19 protein-coding genes are annotated in these 16,268 nt (G+C 41.6%); 3 read left to right on the top strand and 16 right to left on the bottom strand.

The window, feature by feature from the left end; all coding sequences use genetic code 11:
• Nucleotides 1–30: 30 nt before the first annotated feature.
• The 16 genes from NTX44_07360 to NTX44_07435 form a co-directional block, all read right to left on the bottom strand.
• The gene (locus tag NTX44_07360) at nt 31–762 is read right to left on the bottom strand and encodes a nuclear transport factor 2 family protein (protein ID MCX6121424.1); all 732 of its coding nucleotides are present in this window, start codon (nt 760–762) and stop codon (nt 31–33) included.
• 112 nt (nt 763–874) lie between these two features.
• The gene (locus tag NTX44_07365; protein ID MCX6121425.1) at nt 875–1,423 is read right to left on the bottom strand and encodes a hypothetical protein; all 549 of its coding nucleotides are present in this window, start codon (nt 1,421–1,423) and stop codon (nt 875–877) included.
• 488 nt (nt 1,424–1,911) lie between these two features.
• Entirely contained in the window at nt 1,912–2,682 is a 771-nt protein-coding gene (locus NTX44_07370) for a metal ABC transporter permease (protein MCX6121426.1), read from the bottom strand.
• Nucleotides 2,675–3,577 carry a zinc ABC transporter substrate-binding protein gene (locus NTX44_07375; protein ID MCX6121427.1) on the bottom strand — a complete coding sequence of 301 codons (903 nt, stop codon included), beginning with the start codon at nt 3,575–3,577 and terminating at the stop codon, nt 2,675–2,677. Before NTX44_07375 ends, NTX44_07370 begins: the two co-directional genes overlap by 8 nt.
• A 35-nt stretch (nt 3,578–3,612) precedes the next feature.
• On the bottom strand, nt 3,613–4,893 hold the full coding sequence (locus tag NTX44_07380; protein MCX6121428.1) for a hypothetical protein: 1,281 nt from the start codon (nt 4,891–4,893) through the stop codon (nt 3,613–3,615).
• A gap of 130 nt (nt 4,894–5,023) precedes the next feature.
• Nucleotides 5,024–5,353 (bottom strand): hypothetical protein, encoded by a 330-nt coding sequence (locus NTX44_07385; protein ID MCX6121429.1) that lies wholly within the window; start codon nt 5,351–5,353, stop codon nt 5,024–5,026.
• 358 nt (nt 5,354–5,711) lie between these two features.
• A complete protein-coding gene (locus NTX44_07390) occupies nt 5,712–6,011 on the bottom strand; it encodes an MFS transporter (protein ID MCX6121430.1) in 300 nt (99 codons plus the stop codon).
• Between the two features lie 29 nt (nt 6,012–6,040).
• The gene (locus NTX44_07395; protein MCX6121431.1) at nt 6,041–6,418 is read right to left on the bottom strand and encodes a metallopeptidase family protein; all 378 of its coding nucleotides are present in this window, start codon (nt 6,416–6,418) and stop codon (nt 6,041–6,043) included.
• Nucleotides 6,419–6,440: 22 nt separating this feature from the next.
• The gene (locus NTX44_07400) at nt 6,441–7,148 is read right to left on the bottom strand and encodes a Yip1 family protein (GenBank protein ID MCX6121432.1); all 708 of its coding nucleotides are present in this window, start codon (nt 7,146–7,148) and stop codon (nt 6,441–6,443) included.
• A gap of 96 nt (nt 7,149–7,244) precedes the next feature.
• The gene (locus NTX44_07405) at nt 7,245–8,621 is read right to left on the bottom strand and encodes a tryptophanase (GenBank protein MCX6121433.1); all 1,377 of its coding nucleotides are present in this window, start codon (nt 8,619–8,621) and stop codon (nt 7,245–7,247) included.
• An 85-nt stretch (nt 8,622–8,706) separates the two neighbouring features.
• Entirely contained in the window at nt 8,707–9,231 is a 525-nt protein-coding gene (locus NTX44_07410) for an adenine phosphoribosyltransferase (protein MCX6121434.1), read from the bottom strand.
• Nucleotides 9,232–9,248: 17 nt separating this feature from the next.
• Nucleotides 9,249–9,992 carry an enoyl-CoA hydratase-related protein gene (locus tag NTX44_07415; GenBank protein MCX6121435.1) on the bottom strand — a complete coding sequence of 248 codons (744 nt, stop codon included), beginning with the start codon at nt 9,990–9,992 and terminating at the stop codon, nt 9,249–9,251.
• Between the two features lie 152 nt (nt 9,993–10,144).
• A complete protein-coding gene (locus NTX44_07420; GenBank protein ID MCX6121436.1) occupies nt 10,145–10,606 on the bottom strand; it encodes an Lrp/AsnC family transcriptional regulator in 462 nt (153 codons plus the stop codon).
• A 410-nt stretch (nt 10,607–11,016) separates the two neighbouring features.
• A complete protein-coding gene (locus NTX44_07425) occupies nt 11,017–12,168 on the bottom strand; it encodes a hypothetical protein (GenBank protein MCX6121437.1) in 1,152 nt (383 codons plus the stop codon).
• Between the two features lie 123 nt (nt 12,169–12,291).
• Entirely contained in the window at nt 12,292–12,936 is a 645-nt protein-coding gene (rpe, locus tag NTX44_07430; protein ID MCX6121438.1) for a ribulose-phosphate 3-epimerase, read from the bottom strand.
• A gap of 4 nt (nt 12,937–12,940) precedes the next feature.
• Nucleotides 12,941–13,699, bottom strand: coding sequence for a PASTA domain-containing protein (locus tag NTX44_07435; GenBank protein ID MCX6121439.1), 759 nt, complete (start codon nt 13,697–13,699; stop codon nt 12,941–12,943).
• A 668-nt stretch (nt 13,700–14,367) separates the two neighbouring features.
• Here NTX44_07435 and cdd point away from each other — a divergent pair.
• The 3 genes from cdd to NTX44_07450 are packed head-to-tail and all read left to right on the top strand — an operon-like array spanning nt 14,368 to nt 16,239.
• On the top strand, nt 14,368–14,787 hold the full coding sequence (gene cdd / locus NTX44_07440) for a cytidine deaminase (protein MCX6121440.1): 420 nt from the start codon (nt 14,368–14,370) through the stop codon (nt 14,785–14,787).
• 2 nt (nt 14,788–14,789) lie between these two features.
• Nucleotides 14,790–15,365, top strand: coding sequence for a thymidine kinase (locus tag NTX44_07445; protein MCX6121441.1), 576 nt, complete (start codon nt 14,790–14,792; stop codon nt 15,363–15,365).
• Nucleotides 15,322–16,239, top strand: a complete 918-nt coding sequence (locus NTX44_07450) for a purine-nucleoside phosphorylase (protein MCX6121442.1) — start codon at nt 15,322–15,324, stop codon at nt 16,237–16,239. The genes NTX44_07445 and NTX44_07450 overlap by 44 nt, the downstream gene beginning before the upstream one ends.
• Nucleotides 16,240–16,268: the final 29 nt, after the last annotated feature.

The raw sequence follows: 16,268 nt of genomic DNA on the forward strand, positions 1-16,268 counted from the left end.
AAGGGCGCATAGCGATACGCCCCTGCATATTCAATCTTTTCCTTTGCTCAGGCTTTGAATGGCCGTAATTGCAAGCAGAATTATATCTTTGGATAGTACTATCATCAGCACAACAATCATTAATAAAACAAAACTAAAATTTAAATCGAATTGAAATTGCAGTTGCTGAAATTTCCAAACGTGGTTTTCTTTAACCATAACTCCTGATAGTCGCAATGGTAGGATTAAGAACCTGCATAAATCAAACTTTACAAAACCTATTGTGGAGAACCAGGCCACATCTTTGAAGGTCGAGATGTTTGCGTTATCTACAAGGAAACGGCAATCTCCCCAGGAAGCCCAATCACTGCGAATGACCCTGGCAGCTTCATTGTAACCACTAAATATCTCATTGGGCATTGTCGCAAGAATAACAATGTTTTGCTGAGAAAATAATCGTTTCATAAAATATTCTACCTGAGATGTGTCACGCTTAACATACCCCGCTTGTAACATTTGTAATTGTTGGATGATTTCTGACCTTATTTCCTGAGGGGCATTTCCTTTGGAGAAAACAAAAGAATCTTTGGAATTATAAGTTTCTTTATGCGGAATTTTGAACACACTGACAAGTAAATAAAGTAATAGGAAATTCAATAAGATCATGAGAATACGTTTTACAAATTTCATCTCAAATCCTTTCATTTTATCCTGATTAATTTGCTGGTGCAAATTTAAACTACTTCTCCAAACCACAACCTCACCCGCGCCTACCGCAAGCATATCTCGCGTGCGGCGGGCAGGCTACCCCTTCCCTGTGGAGGAGGAAAAAGGGAGGGATTTGTTTTACTTCGCCAGTACTGAATTGGAACACTTGGGAATCATGGACTTGCAGTTAATTCACGTACATCCACAGCCGTGAGTCTTTTTTGAAATCACGGATATAGAGCACACCTCCTTGTTCAAGTGCAGATTCGATTTTTTCCATGTCGTCGTCTAAATCTATTGATCCGATCATCGCGAATAACATGGCTAATGATTGTATTGATTTTACACGCAATTTGGAAACTGTCGGCTCCTCTCCGTTATCCGAGTTTTCAATGATGAGACGATTGTTCCTTTCTGAACTTTCTTTCATTTTCTGATCAAACTTTCCACTATATACCTTCGTCTCGCCGTTTTCGGTGCTGTCCTTTATTCGTACAACTGAACCACTTTTATATGCCTGAATGAGTGTTCTATATTTTAATTTCACGCCGTTAATGTTGAAATCTCCATCCATATCAGCGAGGAGCTTTGCTAGGGGAAGCGAAATGCCGATCTTCTGTAGTTCTGTACCATTGTTTGATTTGACGATCCAAATACATTTTGTTTGAGCCGCAGCCTGATTGGTTATTGCAACCATAAGCAGGATACTCATAAGTATGAGAATTATTTGTTTCACGAAGACGCCTCCTTAATTAAATTTCTTCATTTTTATTGGATTCACCGAAGAATTCACATCAAGCTTACGAAGCGGATAAGAGGAAAGTTTCAACGCCGATTTTGAACGTATTGAAGGGACGTTCAATTGAAAGTCCCTACGTATGAATCTATTAAGCATGTAACCGTCACTTGCCGGCTTTTTTATGAAAGGTGACGATCACACCCTTCCGAATAAAAAAGGGCACAACGTGTCGTGCCCCTACGATAGTATCTCGTTTACTTTGTTGGTGTTTTCTGTTGCGTCAGTGTCTGCGATAGAATCGTCCCTATGTTTGAATCCGGCTTACTTTGCTGGTACAAATTTAAACCACCACCTCTGCGCTAATCAAACCTCTCCGATCGCTTTGAGCGTTCGGAGAGGTAATGTGTCATAGATCGGTCACGGTCATACTTACCTAATTAATTAAAAAGAGCGCATAGCGATGCGTCTCTACGTTATTAACTTGCTTATTTTGCCGGCACTTCCTCTTGTTCCTTCTTTTTTCTCACCGGAAATAAAATCGATACGCTCAACGCCAGCAATGCGTGAAAAAACACAAGCGTATATCCTGTTGGCAGATCCAGATTGTAGGAAACGAGAATCGATATTAAATTAACTCCCGTTCCGATGATCCATGCAGTGAGAAGCAATTTCCCTTTATTGATCCTCAGTGCTATATATGCAGGCGCAACAAGGAGCGAAAAGACAATAAGCACTCCAGCCAAGCGCACAGAACTGGTCACCGTCGCTGCAAACGATACAAAGAAGAGCGCATCTTTCCAGAATCCTTTCATGCGTGGATAGACAAAGACGAGCAGCAGACCGAGCAAGGTATAAATGACCGCCGTTTCGATAATATCCGACCATGGCGTAAAGAGAATATCAGATGCCATCAGCTTATCGAACATCTCCATTCCGTGCGCCGACTTGGAAAGGATAATAAACACGCCCGAAATTCCAAATGCGTACAGGAGTCCAATGAATGCTTCGTGCGAGAGGGTTCGCTTGGATGCGATTGCAATGGCAAGTCCAGCAAGTAAAGCAAAAGCAAGTGAAAGCGGATAGATATAGAGACCATCGAAGAAAAGAATGGAAAGCGCCGCTCCAAATGCCGACATCTGCCCTATTGCAAGGTCCGTAAAAATAATTCCTCGCCTGATGATTTCCAGTCCGAAGAAGGAATGAATGCCGAGCAGTACGACAGAAAGAATGAATGCGGAAAGAAGAATATCAGCCATTGGTCAGTCTCCTTACGATCTCGTTGAATACATTGAACACATTATCGGCTTCTTTTACTGCGCCGACATCATGCGGCATAACAATAAGTTTTACGTTAAGCCGTTTCGATAAATACGTAGAGGCATCCTGCGGATTGTACACATCCTGCAGTATAAACTTCACCTGTTCCCTCTGAATCAATTTCTCGACATCGGCAATGTGTTTTGTTGTAGGCGGAATTCCAGGAAGCGGCTCAATGGTGCCGACAATCGTAAACCCGAACCGGTGCAGGAAGTAATCGAAGATTCTGTGATATTCAAGAATTTTTTCTCCTTTGAACGGTTTCAATTTCTCTTCCCACGTTTTCATGTTTTGCTGCCAGAGTGCGTACAATTCTTTATTATTCGCTTCGTAAAACGCTTGATTATCCGGATCGAGTTCGCTGAGTCTTTCAGTGATGGACTTTGCTATGACTGGGATATTATCGGGATCGAGGAAATAATGCGGATTGCCTTCAGGATGTACATCGCCGAGCTCACGGGAAACGCTCGTCGGCACATCGATCAGATGCACATGCATCGAAAGATCGAGAAATCCCCTCTCACCCGGTTGCACGGCCCCGTTGCTCGCCTGCTTAATAATTTGCGGCAGCCAGCCAATTTCTAACTGTCCCCCATTAATGATAAGAAGATCGGCCCTTCGCAATTTGGCAATGAAGGACGGTTTGGGAATAATCACATGTGGGTTATAATCTCCCCTTGCAAGAGAGATGACCTCAACACGATCCTTGCCGATGCGCTGAACGATGTCGCTGATGTACCCGTAGGTTGTGACAACCTGCAGCTGACCCGTGAATGCTGTTTGCACACACAGCAGTAAGAGCAGCAACAGCGGAATTATTTTCGATACTTTCATACGATTCTCCATGATGAGACGTGAATTTATTTTCTTTAGAATGCATGGGCGCCATGAGCGCCTATTGTCAAATTAGCTTGTAAAATAACTTGTGTATACGGCTGCTGCGACCATCCTCCAGAGTACTGCACATAACGACTCAAATCTCTATCGATTTGAAGACGAAGCCGAGAGAATTCCGTAGGGCTGTATTCGATCATTGCAGAATAACGCGGAAGATTTGATGGCATGTGTTGGTCCGCTCCAGCGAGTGAGACATCGTTCTGCATCAGCAGATCATACCGCACACCAACTCTCCATAACTGATCCAGCTTTGCTACAACCTGTGCATAAAAACCGGAATGATACTTATCAAGGCTTGATGACGAGACGGCATTCAAAGAATCGCGCACATATTCCGTTCCATTCATCACGCGATACATATATTCACTCTGAAAAGAAAGATAACGGATAGCGTCGAGAGAATATTTCACGGTGAGGTCACCGCCGACAATATCGGTGTTCGCATTGACAGCTTCTCCTGCACCTCCTGAAGAAGAAAAGTCCTGATCGGTCCTTGTCGTCCCTATCGCATTGGAGATGCCGAATAAGATTGAGGCATCATCAATATCGAATGACGAACGGATATATCCAATAAAAAGATTCGGCCCCTGCGCAGCATCGATAGCAACGCTGCTTTTCGGATCGCTGAAACCTGCGGTACCGAAGCTCTGTTCGTTTGCTCCGTTCAACACCTCTACACCAAGCACGAGATAAAATGATGTCGGTGCAACCCAGGTTGCCTGGGCACCGATTTCTTTCAATCCATCCTCGCCGAATAATGCCGTGGCTACAAGCGGCCGGTTGGCAAAATCCCAGTAATGCTCATGCTGCTCGTTGATCCTCCCGAAGCTTGCAAGAAATTTTCCCGCCTTTAACTGAAAGCCGTACGGAAGCTTACGCGTCGTGAAATATGCTTCTTCAAGGCCAGCGCCGTCCGGCGAAAGGCCAATGACTGCAAAGAGATCGAAATACGGATCTACAACAGAATACAGCGACATCTCGCCATAATTGAAATTCATACCGCGATGCGCATTTAAACCGGAAGAAACCGTTTGGTTCAGAAACGGATAGCTCAAGCCGGGAATTGTTAAAGAGAAATATTTTTGATCAGCAATATTACGCGCAACGCCGGAGACATCGAGAATAAATGCGATATCGGGAACAAATTTGGACTGATCGAAGGCAGATCCTTCTCTCGACTGAGCCCGGAGCGATCCGAACAGCGCCAGAATTAAAAGAATTACTGTCGAAGTATTTAATTTATTCAACTTCATATAAACTCCTCACTTTTATGACACTACAAACAACAACAAAAGTACTGCTGGATATGGTACGACAACAAAGGAAACAACATCCACCGCATTTTAATGCAGCAATGGATGCAGCTATTTTTTTAATATTGGATTAACTAAATTGCGGAGGAGCGTGAGAAGGAAAAACTGTTGTATGGAACGGTGTTGCGATTCTTTCGGGAAGAGCGACTAAGGAAAGAATTACTGGTTCATCATAAGGATCGGCACTTGGAGCTGTATCGAAAGATACTACAGAACTGGAAACCTGGAAAGTGCAAATTGCGCAGTTATCTGGATTTCCACAATCACGGTGATTGTGGAATGCACTGACACTTATACTTGTCAGAAGCAGCATCAGCATCAATGCAGGTACAACAATACGTAAAATACTGCGATAGTGCAGAGAGAGAGACTTCGTTCTATTTATTAGCAAATATCGCATTAATTATCATATTTTCAGACGGCGAAGTAATAAATAATTCTGTCCAATGTAATTTGAAAAATCATTAACCAGCTTCTTATTCATGAACGATAATAACGGGTGGATTGTTCCCTTCGTAGCGATGAAAAAAGAAACAACATGGTAAGGACGTTCAGATTCTTTTCAATCTGAACAGAGGTGGTTACTTTATTATATAATAAAAAAGGGCACAACGTATTGTGCCCCTACGATATAACCTTGTTTATTACGTGCGGTTACCCGCTATCAGTGTGCATGCAATTTATGTTGTGGGTTTTGGATATGCTCCTACGATATCACATCTTGAGAATGCGCTGCACGAATGGAACGGCATTATTCATCACGCAACTTCCACAAGCGTTGCGTACCGAGCTTTCCCTTCTTTCAAGTAAGTTTCAAGGCGATTCACCAACTCTTCGCCGCTCTCCGTCATTCCATCTTCGAGTGCTTCATATTCTTCTACCGAATTGCAGACAAATTCTTCTACAAAAAAGTTCTTCTTCCCCTTTTGTTCGAAGATAGCATAATTCTTCTTCTGTTCGCCGGCAAAGTGATTTTTCAGTTCTTTTGCAAGAGCAAGATAGTCCTCGCGTTTTTCCGGCTTTATTTCATATGAAATTTGTAAAATGACTTTCGACATAGGTTTCTTTCTTGAAATAATGAATTGAATTATTTAAAATTTTTCATTGCGTTTCGAATTTCCAACTCACTCATCCCGAAATAATGCCCTAGTTCATGAAGCAATACTTCTTGAATACGGTCGGACACTTCCTCATCGTTTCTGCAAACAGATTCAATGTTTACCTGATACAAAGAAATCTTATCGGGAGTTGTCGGATTTGTTCCGTACCATGTTCCCCGATGTGTTAACGGTATTCCTTGATACAAGCCCAAGAGAGATGTTTTGCCGACATGCATGTTGTGCATGACATCTTCCGAAGGATAATCCTCCACAATGATGTGAACATTATCAATCTTGTCGCCGAATATTCTTGGCAAACCTTCAAATACTTCTTCAGCTATGTCCTCAAATTTTTCTCGTGTCATTGCTTCCTGCGGATTCGTTACTCTAAAATATTTTCAGCACATATCCGCCGCCAGCCACTAATCCAATCACAAGAAGTCCATACACAACCGAACTCATCACTATTGATTTCCATAAAGAGATTTGATTGCCTACATTCGTTCCAATGATTAAAAGCACCCATGCCCACACCGCCAAAGAAAAATCAAGTCCGATCAGCAGTATATAGAGTATCGGTTTGATTGTTATCGGAGGCGGATTAAATGTGAAGAAGTACATACCAAAAGTCAATAATTCAAGCGGTAATACTAAGAATAACGATAGTACGATCGGAGTTAATGAATAACTTGTAATGCCCAATGAGGTACGGAATGATACTTTATTACCCAATATTTTCGATATGCCCCAATGAAGCGAAGAAGCAATGGGACAAAGCACGATGCCTAAAGGGATGCCAATCAGAATTGCTAAAAAAATGAGTACGAGAATATTCTCGAATCGATCTCCAATCTTGAAATGCCAAAATCCTGCGAATGTGACGGCAATCCCAGACAACGTATAGAGGAACACTGCATAATTTTTATGTTCTGCACGCATAATCAATCGAAAAGCATCTCGAGGGTTTTCGATGATTTTCCATAGCACATCAAACAAGTCCAAATTAGGAACCCGATTTTGCAAAAAACTACCGCACTTTTTGCAGATTGTCGCGTATTGGTCGTTTTCTGTCTGACAAACCGAACATTTGATCATAGAATTTTGTATTTCTTGAGTTATCAAGCTAAACGAAGTTAGGAAGATTGTGCTACGGAAGCAACGCTTTTTTGAAAAGGATTAGAAGAAATCCCATCACGTCAAACGTTTAAATTTTGCGGTAAAGTGCCGAAGTGTTGGTGCTTCTTCGATAATTTTGAAACCTTTTAATTTAGTGCGATTCTTAAATACTTCTTCTGCTACTTCGACCACGTAATCCATATGGCTTTGCGTATAGACTCGTCGCGGAATAGCAAGGCGCACCAGTTCCATCGGTGGAGAAATAAGTGCGCCGCTCTTTGAATCATACTTACCAAACATTACGCTTCCTATTTCTACACTTCGTACTCCGCCGACACGAAAGAACTCGCTTACCACTGCTTGTCCTGGATATTGATGAGGTGGGATGTGCGGTAAGAATTGCTTTGCATCGATATAGATTGCATGTCCGCCCGGCGGTTGAACAATGGGAATTCCAATTGCGGTGAATTTATCGCCAAGGTATTCCACAGAACGGATTCGATAACGAAGGTAATCTTCATCAAGAATTTCATCCAGGCCTTGAGCAATAGCTTCTAGATCCCGTCCGGCCAAGCCGCCGTACGTGGGAAATCCTTCAGTAACAATCAGAAGGTTTCTCGATTTCACAGCGAGCTCATTGTCATTCATTGCCAGAAAACCGCCGATGTTTGCGAGTGCGTCTTTTTTTGCACTCATCGTGCAGCCGTCGGCATAGGAAAACATTTCGCGCGCAATCTCACGAACAGATTTTTTTGAATATCCTTTCTCGCGTAATTTAATGAAGTAGGCATTTTCTGCAAATCGGCAGGCGTCAAGAAACAATGGAATTCCATGTTTCCGAAGTATTTTTTTTGTTTGCCGGATATTTTCCATGGAGACCGGCTGCCCGCCGCCGGAATTATTTGTTACTGTTATCATACAGAGCGGTATGTTCGCCGCTCCCTTTTCCTCAATAAAGTTCTTCAACGCTGCAATGTCCATGTTCCCTTTGAAGTCGGCAATGAGATTTGGATGTTTTCCTGTCTCATTCAGCATATCCACAGCTTCAGCGCCTGAGTATTCCACATTTGCACGAGTCGTATCAAAATGCGTATTGTTCGGGATCCATTTGCCTTGAGCGCCGACAATGGAAAAAAGAATCTTTTCTGCAGCGCGTCCTTGATGTGTTGGAATAATATATGTAAATCCTGTCAGCGCGCGGACAGTTTTCTCAAAGCGGTAAAAACTTTTTGAACCCGCATACGACTCATCGCCATCCATCATACCGGACCATTGCTTTGCACTCATAGCAGAAGTCCCGCTGTCCGTGAGTAAATCGATAAGAACATCTTCCGCCGGAATCAGGAATGGATTATAGTACGCGGTACGTAAAATGTTTTCTCGCTGATGTTCGCTCGTGAACTTGATGGGTTCGATGGATTTGATCTTAAATGGTTCAATAATTGTTTTCATTGTAAGATCCTCTGAAACGTTGTATCAGAAGTGATCAGAAATATAACGCTGGGAATTCCATAGTAGAGAAATGAAAGAGTAAGAATTATTCTTTGTCATATTGGACAAGTGAATAAATATCGTACTCCTTCAGGTTTTTTCGTCCTTGAAGAAAAGAGAGCTCAATCAGAAAAGATATGCCGACAATATTTGCGTGAAGTTTTTCAACAAGTTTAACGGCTGCACACATCGTTCCACCCGTTGCCAGCAAATCATCATGCAATAAAATACGCTCTCCGGGCTGGATTGCATCCACGTGCATTTCGATAACATCGGTACCGTATTCCAATGCATACTGCTCTCTCATTACTTCAGCAGGAAGCTTTCCCTTTTTCCGGATAGGAACAAAGCCCGCACCTAAACTCACTGCTAACGCTGATCCGAGGATAAATCCGCGAGATTCGATGCAGACAACCTTATCGATCTTTGAATGTTCATAGTGTTTCATTAAAAGAGCAACAGCACTCTGCAAGGCATCTGCATCCTTGAGCAGCGTCGTGATATCGCGAAAGACTATACCTTTCTTTGGAAAATCAGGAATGCTGCGGATGGCATCAGAAAGCTGTTTCATGGTTCACCCATAATTAATTACCACTTAATTGGTTTGGAATTGAGAAATGCGTCAATCCCCCGTTTGCAATCGTCTGTCATGCGCGTCAACGCATTGAGATGAGAAGCATAATCCAGCGCATCGCTTGTTTCCATTCCATACACGCGCGCAAGAAGTTCCTTGATCAATCCCATCGAGGAGCCGCTGTTGTTTGTGATCAATTCATTTGCGAGCTGCACACCCGTCTTTTCTAAGTCGATTGCGGGTACAACTTTGCTAATAAGTCCAAGCGTAAGAGATTCTTCTGCATCGATGATGTTCCCTTGTAATACAAGCTCGCGCGCTCGTCCTTCGCCAATCCGCCTTACTAAAAATATCAAGACAATTGCTGGAATAAGACCTATTTTCGTTTCCGTGTATCCAAATTTTGCGGTCTCACGAGCAGCGATAACGAAATCACAGATAGTCGCCAATCCGCATCCTCCGGCAAGTGCCTCTCCTTGAACGAGCGCAATGACTGGTTTTCGCAACGTATAAATCTGCTGAAAGAGCTTCATGAGATCTGTCGAGTCTTGCAGATTCTGATTGAAGTCGTATTTAGAAATACGCTGGAGATAAGAAAATTCCATACCAGAACAGAATGTATCGCCTTCTGCGCGCAATATCACTGCTTTGATAGCGGCGTCCCTTTGCGCTTGCACAAATGCCTGCGTCAGTTCAGAGACCATCTGATCGTCAAGGGCGTTTTGTTTTTCCGGCCAGTTGAGAGAGATCATCCCCACTCGCTTTTCGGTTTTATATGTAATACGATAGAACTCCAACTGTCACCTCGTCTGTGTTGTGAAAGTAGCAAGAAGGGAAATGAAAAGCAATGCTTCAGGTTGAGATGGATAATACATCTCGTGGTCTAGGGGAAATGACGATTTGCAGATAATTATCTTTGAGCAGTGATTTTTATCTTGGTGGTTTCTTTTGGGCTCGAGAGGACAAGACTTGTTGTCGTTTTGGAAACTCCTTGCCACGATTGAATCTTCGATAATAATTTTTCTAAACCTTCAGTATTTTCTGTCCGCACTTTCAATAAATGTGTGCCATTCCCTGTTATTGCATGACACTCCTGGATGTCGTCAGTTTTCATAACATGTTCAAGCACCGTTTGATAGTGTCTCGATGAATCTACTGTCACAACAACAAATGCAGTAATGTCTTTTCCCAGACGCTTGTGGTCCAGTCTTGTGTAATATCCTTGGATGATCCCCTCTTGTTCAAGCTTATGCATTCGCTCACTGACGGCAGGAAGCGAGAGCCCTACCTTCTCTGCTAATTCGTTCCGTTTCGTTCTTCCTTCCACTTGAAGAATATCAAGCAATTCACAATCTATTTTATCGAGCATCATAATCGTTATCCTTCTTTGTTAACGTAATATTCATTGAATACGATACTATATTAACAATTTCAACTTATTCACTAACAAATGTTAAGATTTCTACGACTAAGATGCAAGCACTATATAGGAAATATACTTACTCGGCCGCCGTTATTGTGGAGAATAAAATGAAGGACTAATTTGAATTGACAATATACTATACAGCGTTCGATAAATTCAGTAATGACTATTCCCACTTTTCCAAATTCTTGAATGGATACAAATCAAGTATATGTTCCTACAGTATTCGAGGAAACCGTTTAATGATGCCAATTACAATTCAATAACCCGTAACATACCATCCAGAAAATTTATCAAGAACGGAGTCATCCATTCCATCCAATAGGATGACCCCGTTTAATAAAGTTTTTCCAATATGACTAATATGGTTGTATGATTGGACTACGGCTTAGACCAGGAGCACCACCATTACCAATTTGACCAGCAATACCATTTTGACCATCTGGAACAGCGGATCCTGGAATAGAATTTTGATTATGATTTCCCCATGCTACAATATCTACGACTATATTCATCGGTTGCCCAATTCCTTTGGCACCAGGAGTGCCTGGATTTCCACCTAAGCCGGGATTCCCTCCATTTGAGTTACAATTGATATTCGCACCTGGAGCTAAATAATGATAATAGACAGTAATAGATCCTGCGTTTCCACCATTACTTCCATTTCCGCCACTGCCAGCACTACCACCATTAAACGCAGGTACCGGAATCACAGTTTGATAATTATTAGTTAAATAAAAGCCGTACTCCCAACGGTCAATATATACATTATTGCTAATTACCTGACGTTCGTATCGATAATAATCAGAATTACCACCACTACCGCCATTACCACCATTACCACCGTTGCCACCTCTTCCTCCATAAGTATCTATCTGAATAGAACTCATAATGTAAGTAATAGTTAAAAGTGCATCCGAGCCATTAGTACCATTACTTGTAGCATCATTACCTCTTCCACCATTTGTACCGTTTCTATTATTATTGAATCCAGGAAACTCGCCAGAGTCACCATTCGTTCCGCTTCCACCATCTCCGCCAGGACCCCCATGTGAGCCAGAATCATATGTCTTTTGCAAACTTCCACTCTTAACTAATTTTATGTCTTGCGCTGCAGATGCAGAGGTGTTAATGATGCCATTACCATAAAGAGTATCTGCTTTGATATAAAGTGATTTACTTGATTTTATTTCACCTTTTAACTCGATTGTTGTCGCATTAATTTTTACTATTTCCTCAATAATAAGATTACCTCTTATATAAAGCTTATCAAAATCGTACGTCTTTATTCCTGATGAACTTTTATTAAGAGACGATGGAAGCTTTGTTAAGAAACATGTATTCCCTTCTGGAACTGTAAGAATCTTTCCATCAAATATGATTCCATCAGCTGCCGATATTCCGTTAGTTGCAATGGGATTCTCGGGACCAGTTGGTGTCTGCTCTTTACAAGAGTAAAGCAGACATAGACAAACAATACAACTCCAAAAGAACACCTTTTGGTGTTTCATATAACCTCCTATGTATGGTTAGTGAGAGATGGATTGGTATCTCGATTGCACCTTTCGCCCCTTATTGAGAAGGATAGTCAATTGCAATCACAATAATAAAGTCAATTTATAATCAATAGTCAATCAAATTCGCAGTAGCTGAATCCCTTTTTGAATAGATTCTGCTTTAAACACCGCGGTCCCGGCGACAAGAACATTTGCACCTGCTTCCACAACGGAACGTGCTGTGGTTATATCTATTCCGCCATCGACTTCCAATAAAATATCTTTTTTTGAACGGTTAATCATTTCTCTCGTTTCTTGAATTTTTCTGAGAGACTGTTTGATGAAGTGTTGACCGCCAAATCCCGGCTCAACCGTCATAATGAGGATAAGATCGATTTCATCGATCACTTCCTGAAGCATAGCGATTGGAGTTGATGGATTCAGCGCGACTCCGGCTTTACTGCCGCTTTCTTTTATTGTTTGAATCGTCTGATACAGATGGGGACATGTTTCCTGATGCACGGTGATAATATCTGCTCCCGCAGAACGAAACGCGGCAAGTATTTTTTCCGGTTCTTCGATCATCAAATGTACGTCTAAGGGAAGTTTTGTACATTGCCGCACTGCATCCACAAGTGAGGGACCAAATGTAATATTAGGAACAAAATGTCCGTCCATGACATCAAGATGTATCCAATCAGCTCCACCCTGTTCAGCTTCGGCAATCTGTTTTCCAAGATTACTAAAATTTGCAGCGAGCAATGAAGGCGCAATTTTTATCATCTTATTAATTCCTAATTTTATTGTCGGTGCCAGCCTTTTGAGCAATAATGAGATCTATGGATTGTCCCAATTGCACAAGTTCGCCGGCACGCGGGTTTTGTTCAAGTATCGTGTTAGGAAGGATATCACTATTCATTTGATAGCTCGTGTTCCCAATTCGAAATCCGTTATCGATAAGTATTTTTTCAGCTTCATTGAGAGTCTTTAATGAAACATCTGGCACCGGAAGTTTGTCGGTAGAGCGTCCTTGACTTACAGTGACATTGATGATATTGCCACTTCTAATTTTCGCGCCTGGCAGAATCTCTTGCCGAATAATCGTGTTTGCAAAGATCTCTTCTGATGGTTCAAACGAAATTGTTCCAAGTTTGAGATTGCATTTTTCAAGATTGAAAACTGCCTCACGCACAGATTTGCCTTTCAAATTTGGAACATCAACAAGTTCTTCTCCTCCGCTAATAGTTAAATAAACACCTCTATCTCGTTTTACTTCTGATTCGGCAATTGGATTTTGTAACGTGACTGTCCCGATTTTATACCGTTTATCATTTTTGTATTCCGCTTCTTTAGGATCCAGTCCAGCTTCTTTAATTCGTTGTTTTGCTTCTTCAAGTGGCAATCCAATGACATCAGGAACCTTCGTTGTCTTCCCCTTCTGCACGTAGAAAGGCATCAACACACTGTCAAAAAGGAAGAAAAGAATGAGTCCAATGAGCAGAACAATGCTGAATGGTTTTGCAATTTTCTTTAGTTTCGTTTTCATAGATAAATACTATTAACATTTGAATATAATTATTAATGGATTGAATCACAATGTGATTCCATTGTAGTGTTGGGAACTCACATGCCTGATATTTATTTTTTGAACCAATCCGAAATAAATAAAAGAACTGTGCTTAGGTAGTGGATTATTTTGGATTCCCCTCCGACTTTGCCCGACTGCCATATGACAGTCGCGGTCGCGACTAAAGTCGGATCGATATCTCGCTTTGATTTCCTCATCGAACCGAACTAATCCCGATTGTCGCGGACAATCGGGACGGGAATGACTTGAATATTGTTGCAAGCTAACGCTTGTTTCGTTCTCAGGTCTCCGGCTATCATTCCCAGCCGATGGCATAAAATTGAATCACGCGAAGCGTAATACATTAGTAGGCTTTCAGCCTTTCGGGAATCTAACTTTTGAAGAAGTAACTATGTGAAAATATCCAGCTACTCGCGCTTACCTTGTTTATGAATAACAGGTTAACATGATTTAAGCAAAGCCTATTCTCAATGCAGGAAATGTCCGCGAGCGAGTAGTGGTGCCGTAGTTGGCGCCGCACTTCACTATGAGTTCTATCACCATACGATCCCCATAAATTGCTTCTCAGTCTAATCTTCTATATATTTTTCACACGCAACAGTAAACAATCAGTCATAGCATAATTTATGAAAAGAGAATATAAGGATCTTGTAAAAGCCGCTCAAAAAGCAAAACTGAATGCATATGCTCCTTTTTCCAAATTCAGAGTTGGTGCAGCAGTTCTTGCCATCGATGGTACGGTTTTTTCAGGGTGTAATATCGAAAACAGTTCTTTTGGACTTACGATCTGTGCAGAACGGGTTGCTATTTTTAATGCCATTTCATCACAAGTATCAAAGTTTACTGCACTTGCTCTTGTTTCAGATGATCATGGCTTTACAGCTCCCTGCGGTGCATGTCGGCAGGTTTTATCAGATTTGGCTGGTGATATTGATATTGTCATGATGGACTCCAAAGAACGATTTAAAATATTAAAACTTAGCGCTCTTCTCCCATTTGCATTTACTGGAAAAAACTTGAAACGATCACTTAAACTGAAGAAATAAAAATGGATACGTCTGCATTACATAACGTTCCGCGTAATACCGGTTGGATTGAAGTTGTGTGCGGTTGTATGTTTAGCGGTAAGACTGAAGAACTTATTCGCCGTCTTCGTCGTGCACAAATCGCAAAACAAAAGGTTGTTGTTTTTAAACCAAAAATTGACACTCGATATAGTCAGGAGCACATTGTTTCGCACAGCGAACAATCTTTAAACGCTCAAGTAATTGAAGATGCTATCGAAGTTTTAGCCTTGGCTGGTGATGCACAAGTAGTTGGAATTGATGAAGGACAATTTTTTAAAGCCAATATCGTCGATGTATGTAATCAATTGGCAGATCAGGGAAAGCGAGTCATCGTTGCCGGACTCGATCAAGACTACAAAGGAAATCCTTTTGAACCAATGCCGCAACTCCTTGCTATTGCTGAGTATATCACCAAAACCTTAGCAATTTGCGTAGTATGTGGAAACCCTGCTGATAGGACACAGCGTAAAAGTGAACAGCACGAACGTGTTGTCGTTGGCGCTAAGGATCTTTATGAGGCAAGATGCCGATATTGTCACAAACCACCTAAGGAATGACATCGGAGCACGATCCGTTTACAGTCCATTGAGCGATAAGAACTTGATAAAGAAAAAGAATATTCAGGAAGCCTTTAGGTTCATTCGGAGTGTGACAGATTTTAAACCTCGGCTTGCACTGATTCTTGGATCTGGATTAGGTGGATTTTCTAAAAACATTAGAGTAGTATCCTCAATTTTGGCGTCTGAAATACCAAATTATCCGGTTTCATCTGTACAAGGTCATGCCGGAAAACTTCTTTTCGGTTACCTGCAAAAGGATTCTACTCAATCGATGCCTCTTCTTGTTTTTCAAGGGCGCGTTCATTTCTATGAATCTGGGTCACTTGACCAAGTTGTATTCCCGGTCATCCTTGCACATCAGATAGGCATCAGGAAACTTATTATTACTAATGCGGCTGGCGGTTTGAATAGTTGTTTTTCTGCCGGTGATCTTATGCTTATCCAAGATATCATCAATCTTACCTTTTTACAGCATCATTCAAAGAGCAATGGGCGCAGTTTTTCGACTTACACTCCAAATGTATATTTTGATCAAAAGATGCAGCAAACAGTTCTTCAGTGTGCCGCACAAATTAAAATACCGATGCAACAAGGTACGTACTGTTGGCTGAAAGGTCCGTCCTATGAAACGCCAGCGGAAATTCAGATGCTTAAACTCCTTGGTGTTGATGCTGTTGGTATGTCAACAGTTCCTGAACTATACACTTCCTGCAGTTTAGGAATGAAAACTATCGGCATTTCACTCATCTCGAATTTAGCCGCCGGTATTTCGCAGAACAAACTGTCACATGCAGAAGTCACAGAAACAGCAAACAATGTGAAGGAGCGATTCTCTGAACTCCTGGAAAAGATTATTCTTTCCATTAATTAAAAACTTTTAATGCACTTATTTTTCTTAAA

Source organism: Ignavibacteriales bacterium (genome assembly GCA_026390575.1).
Classification (GTDB): domain Bacteria; phylum Bacteroidota; class Ignavibacteria; order UBA10030; family UBA10030; genus Fen-1298.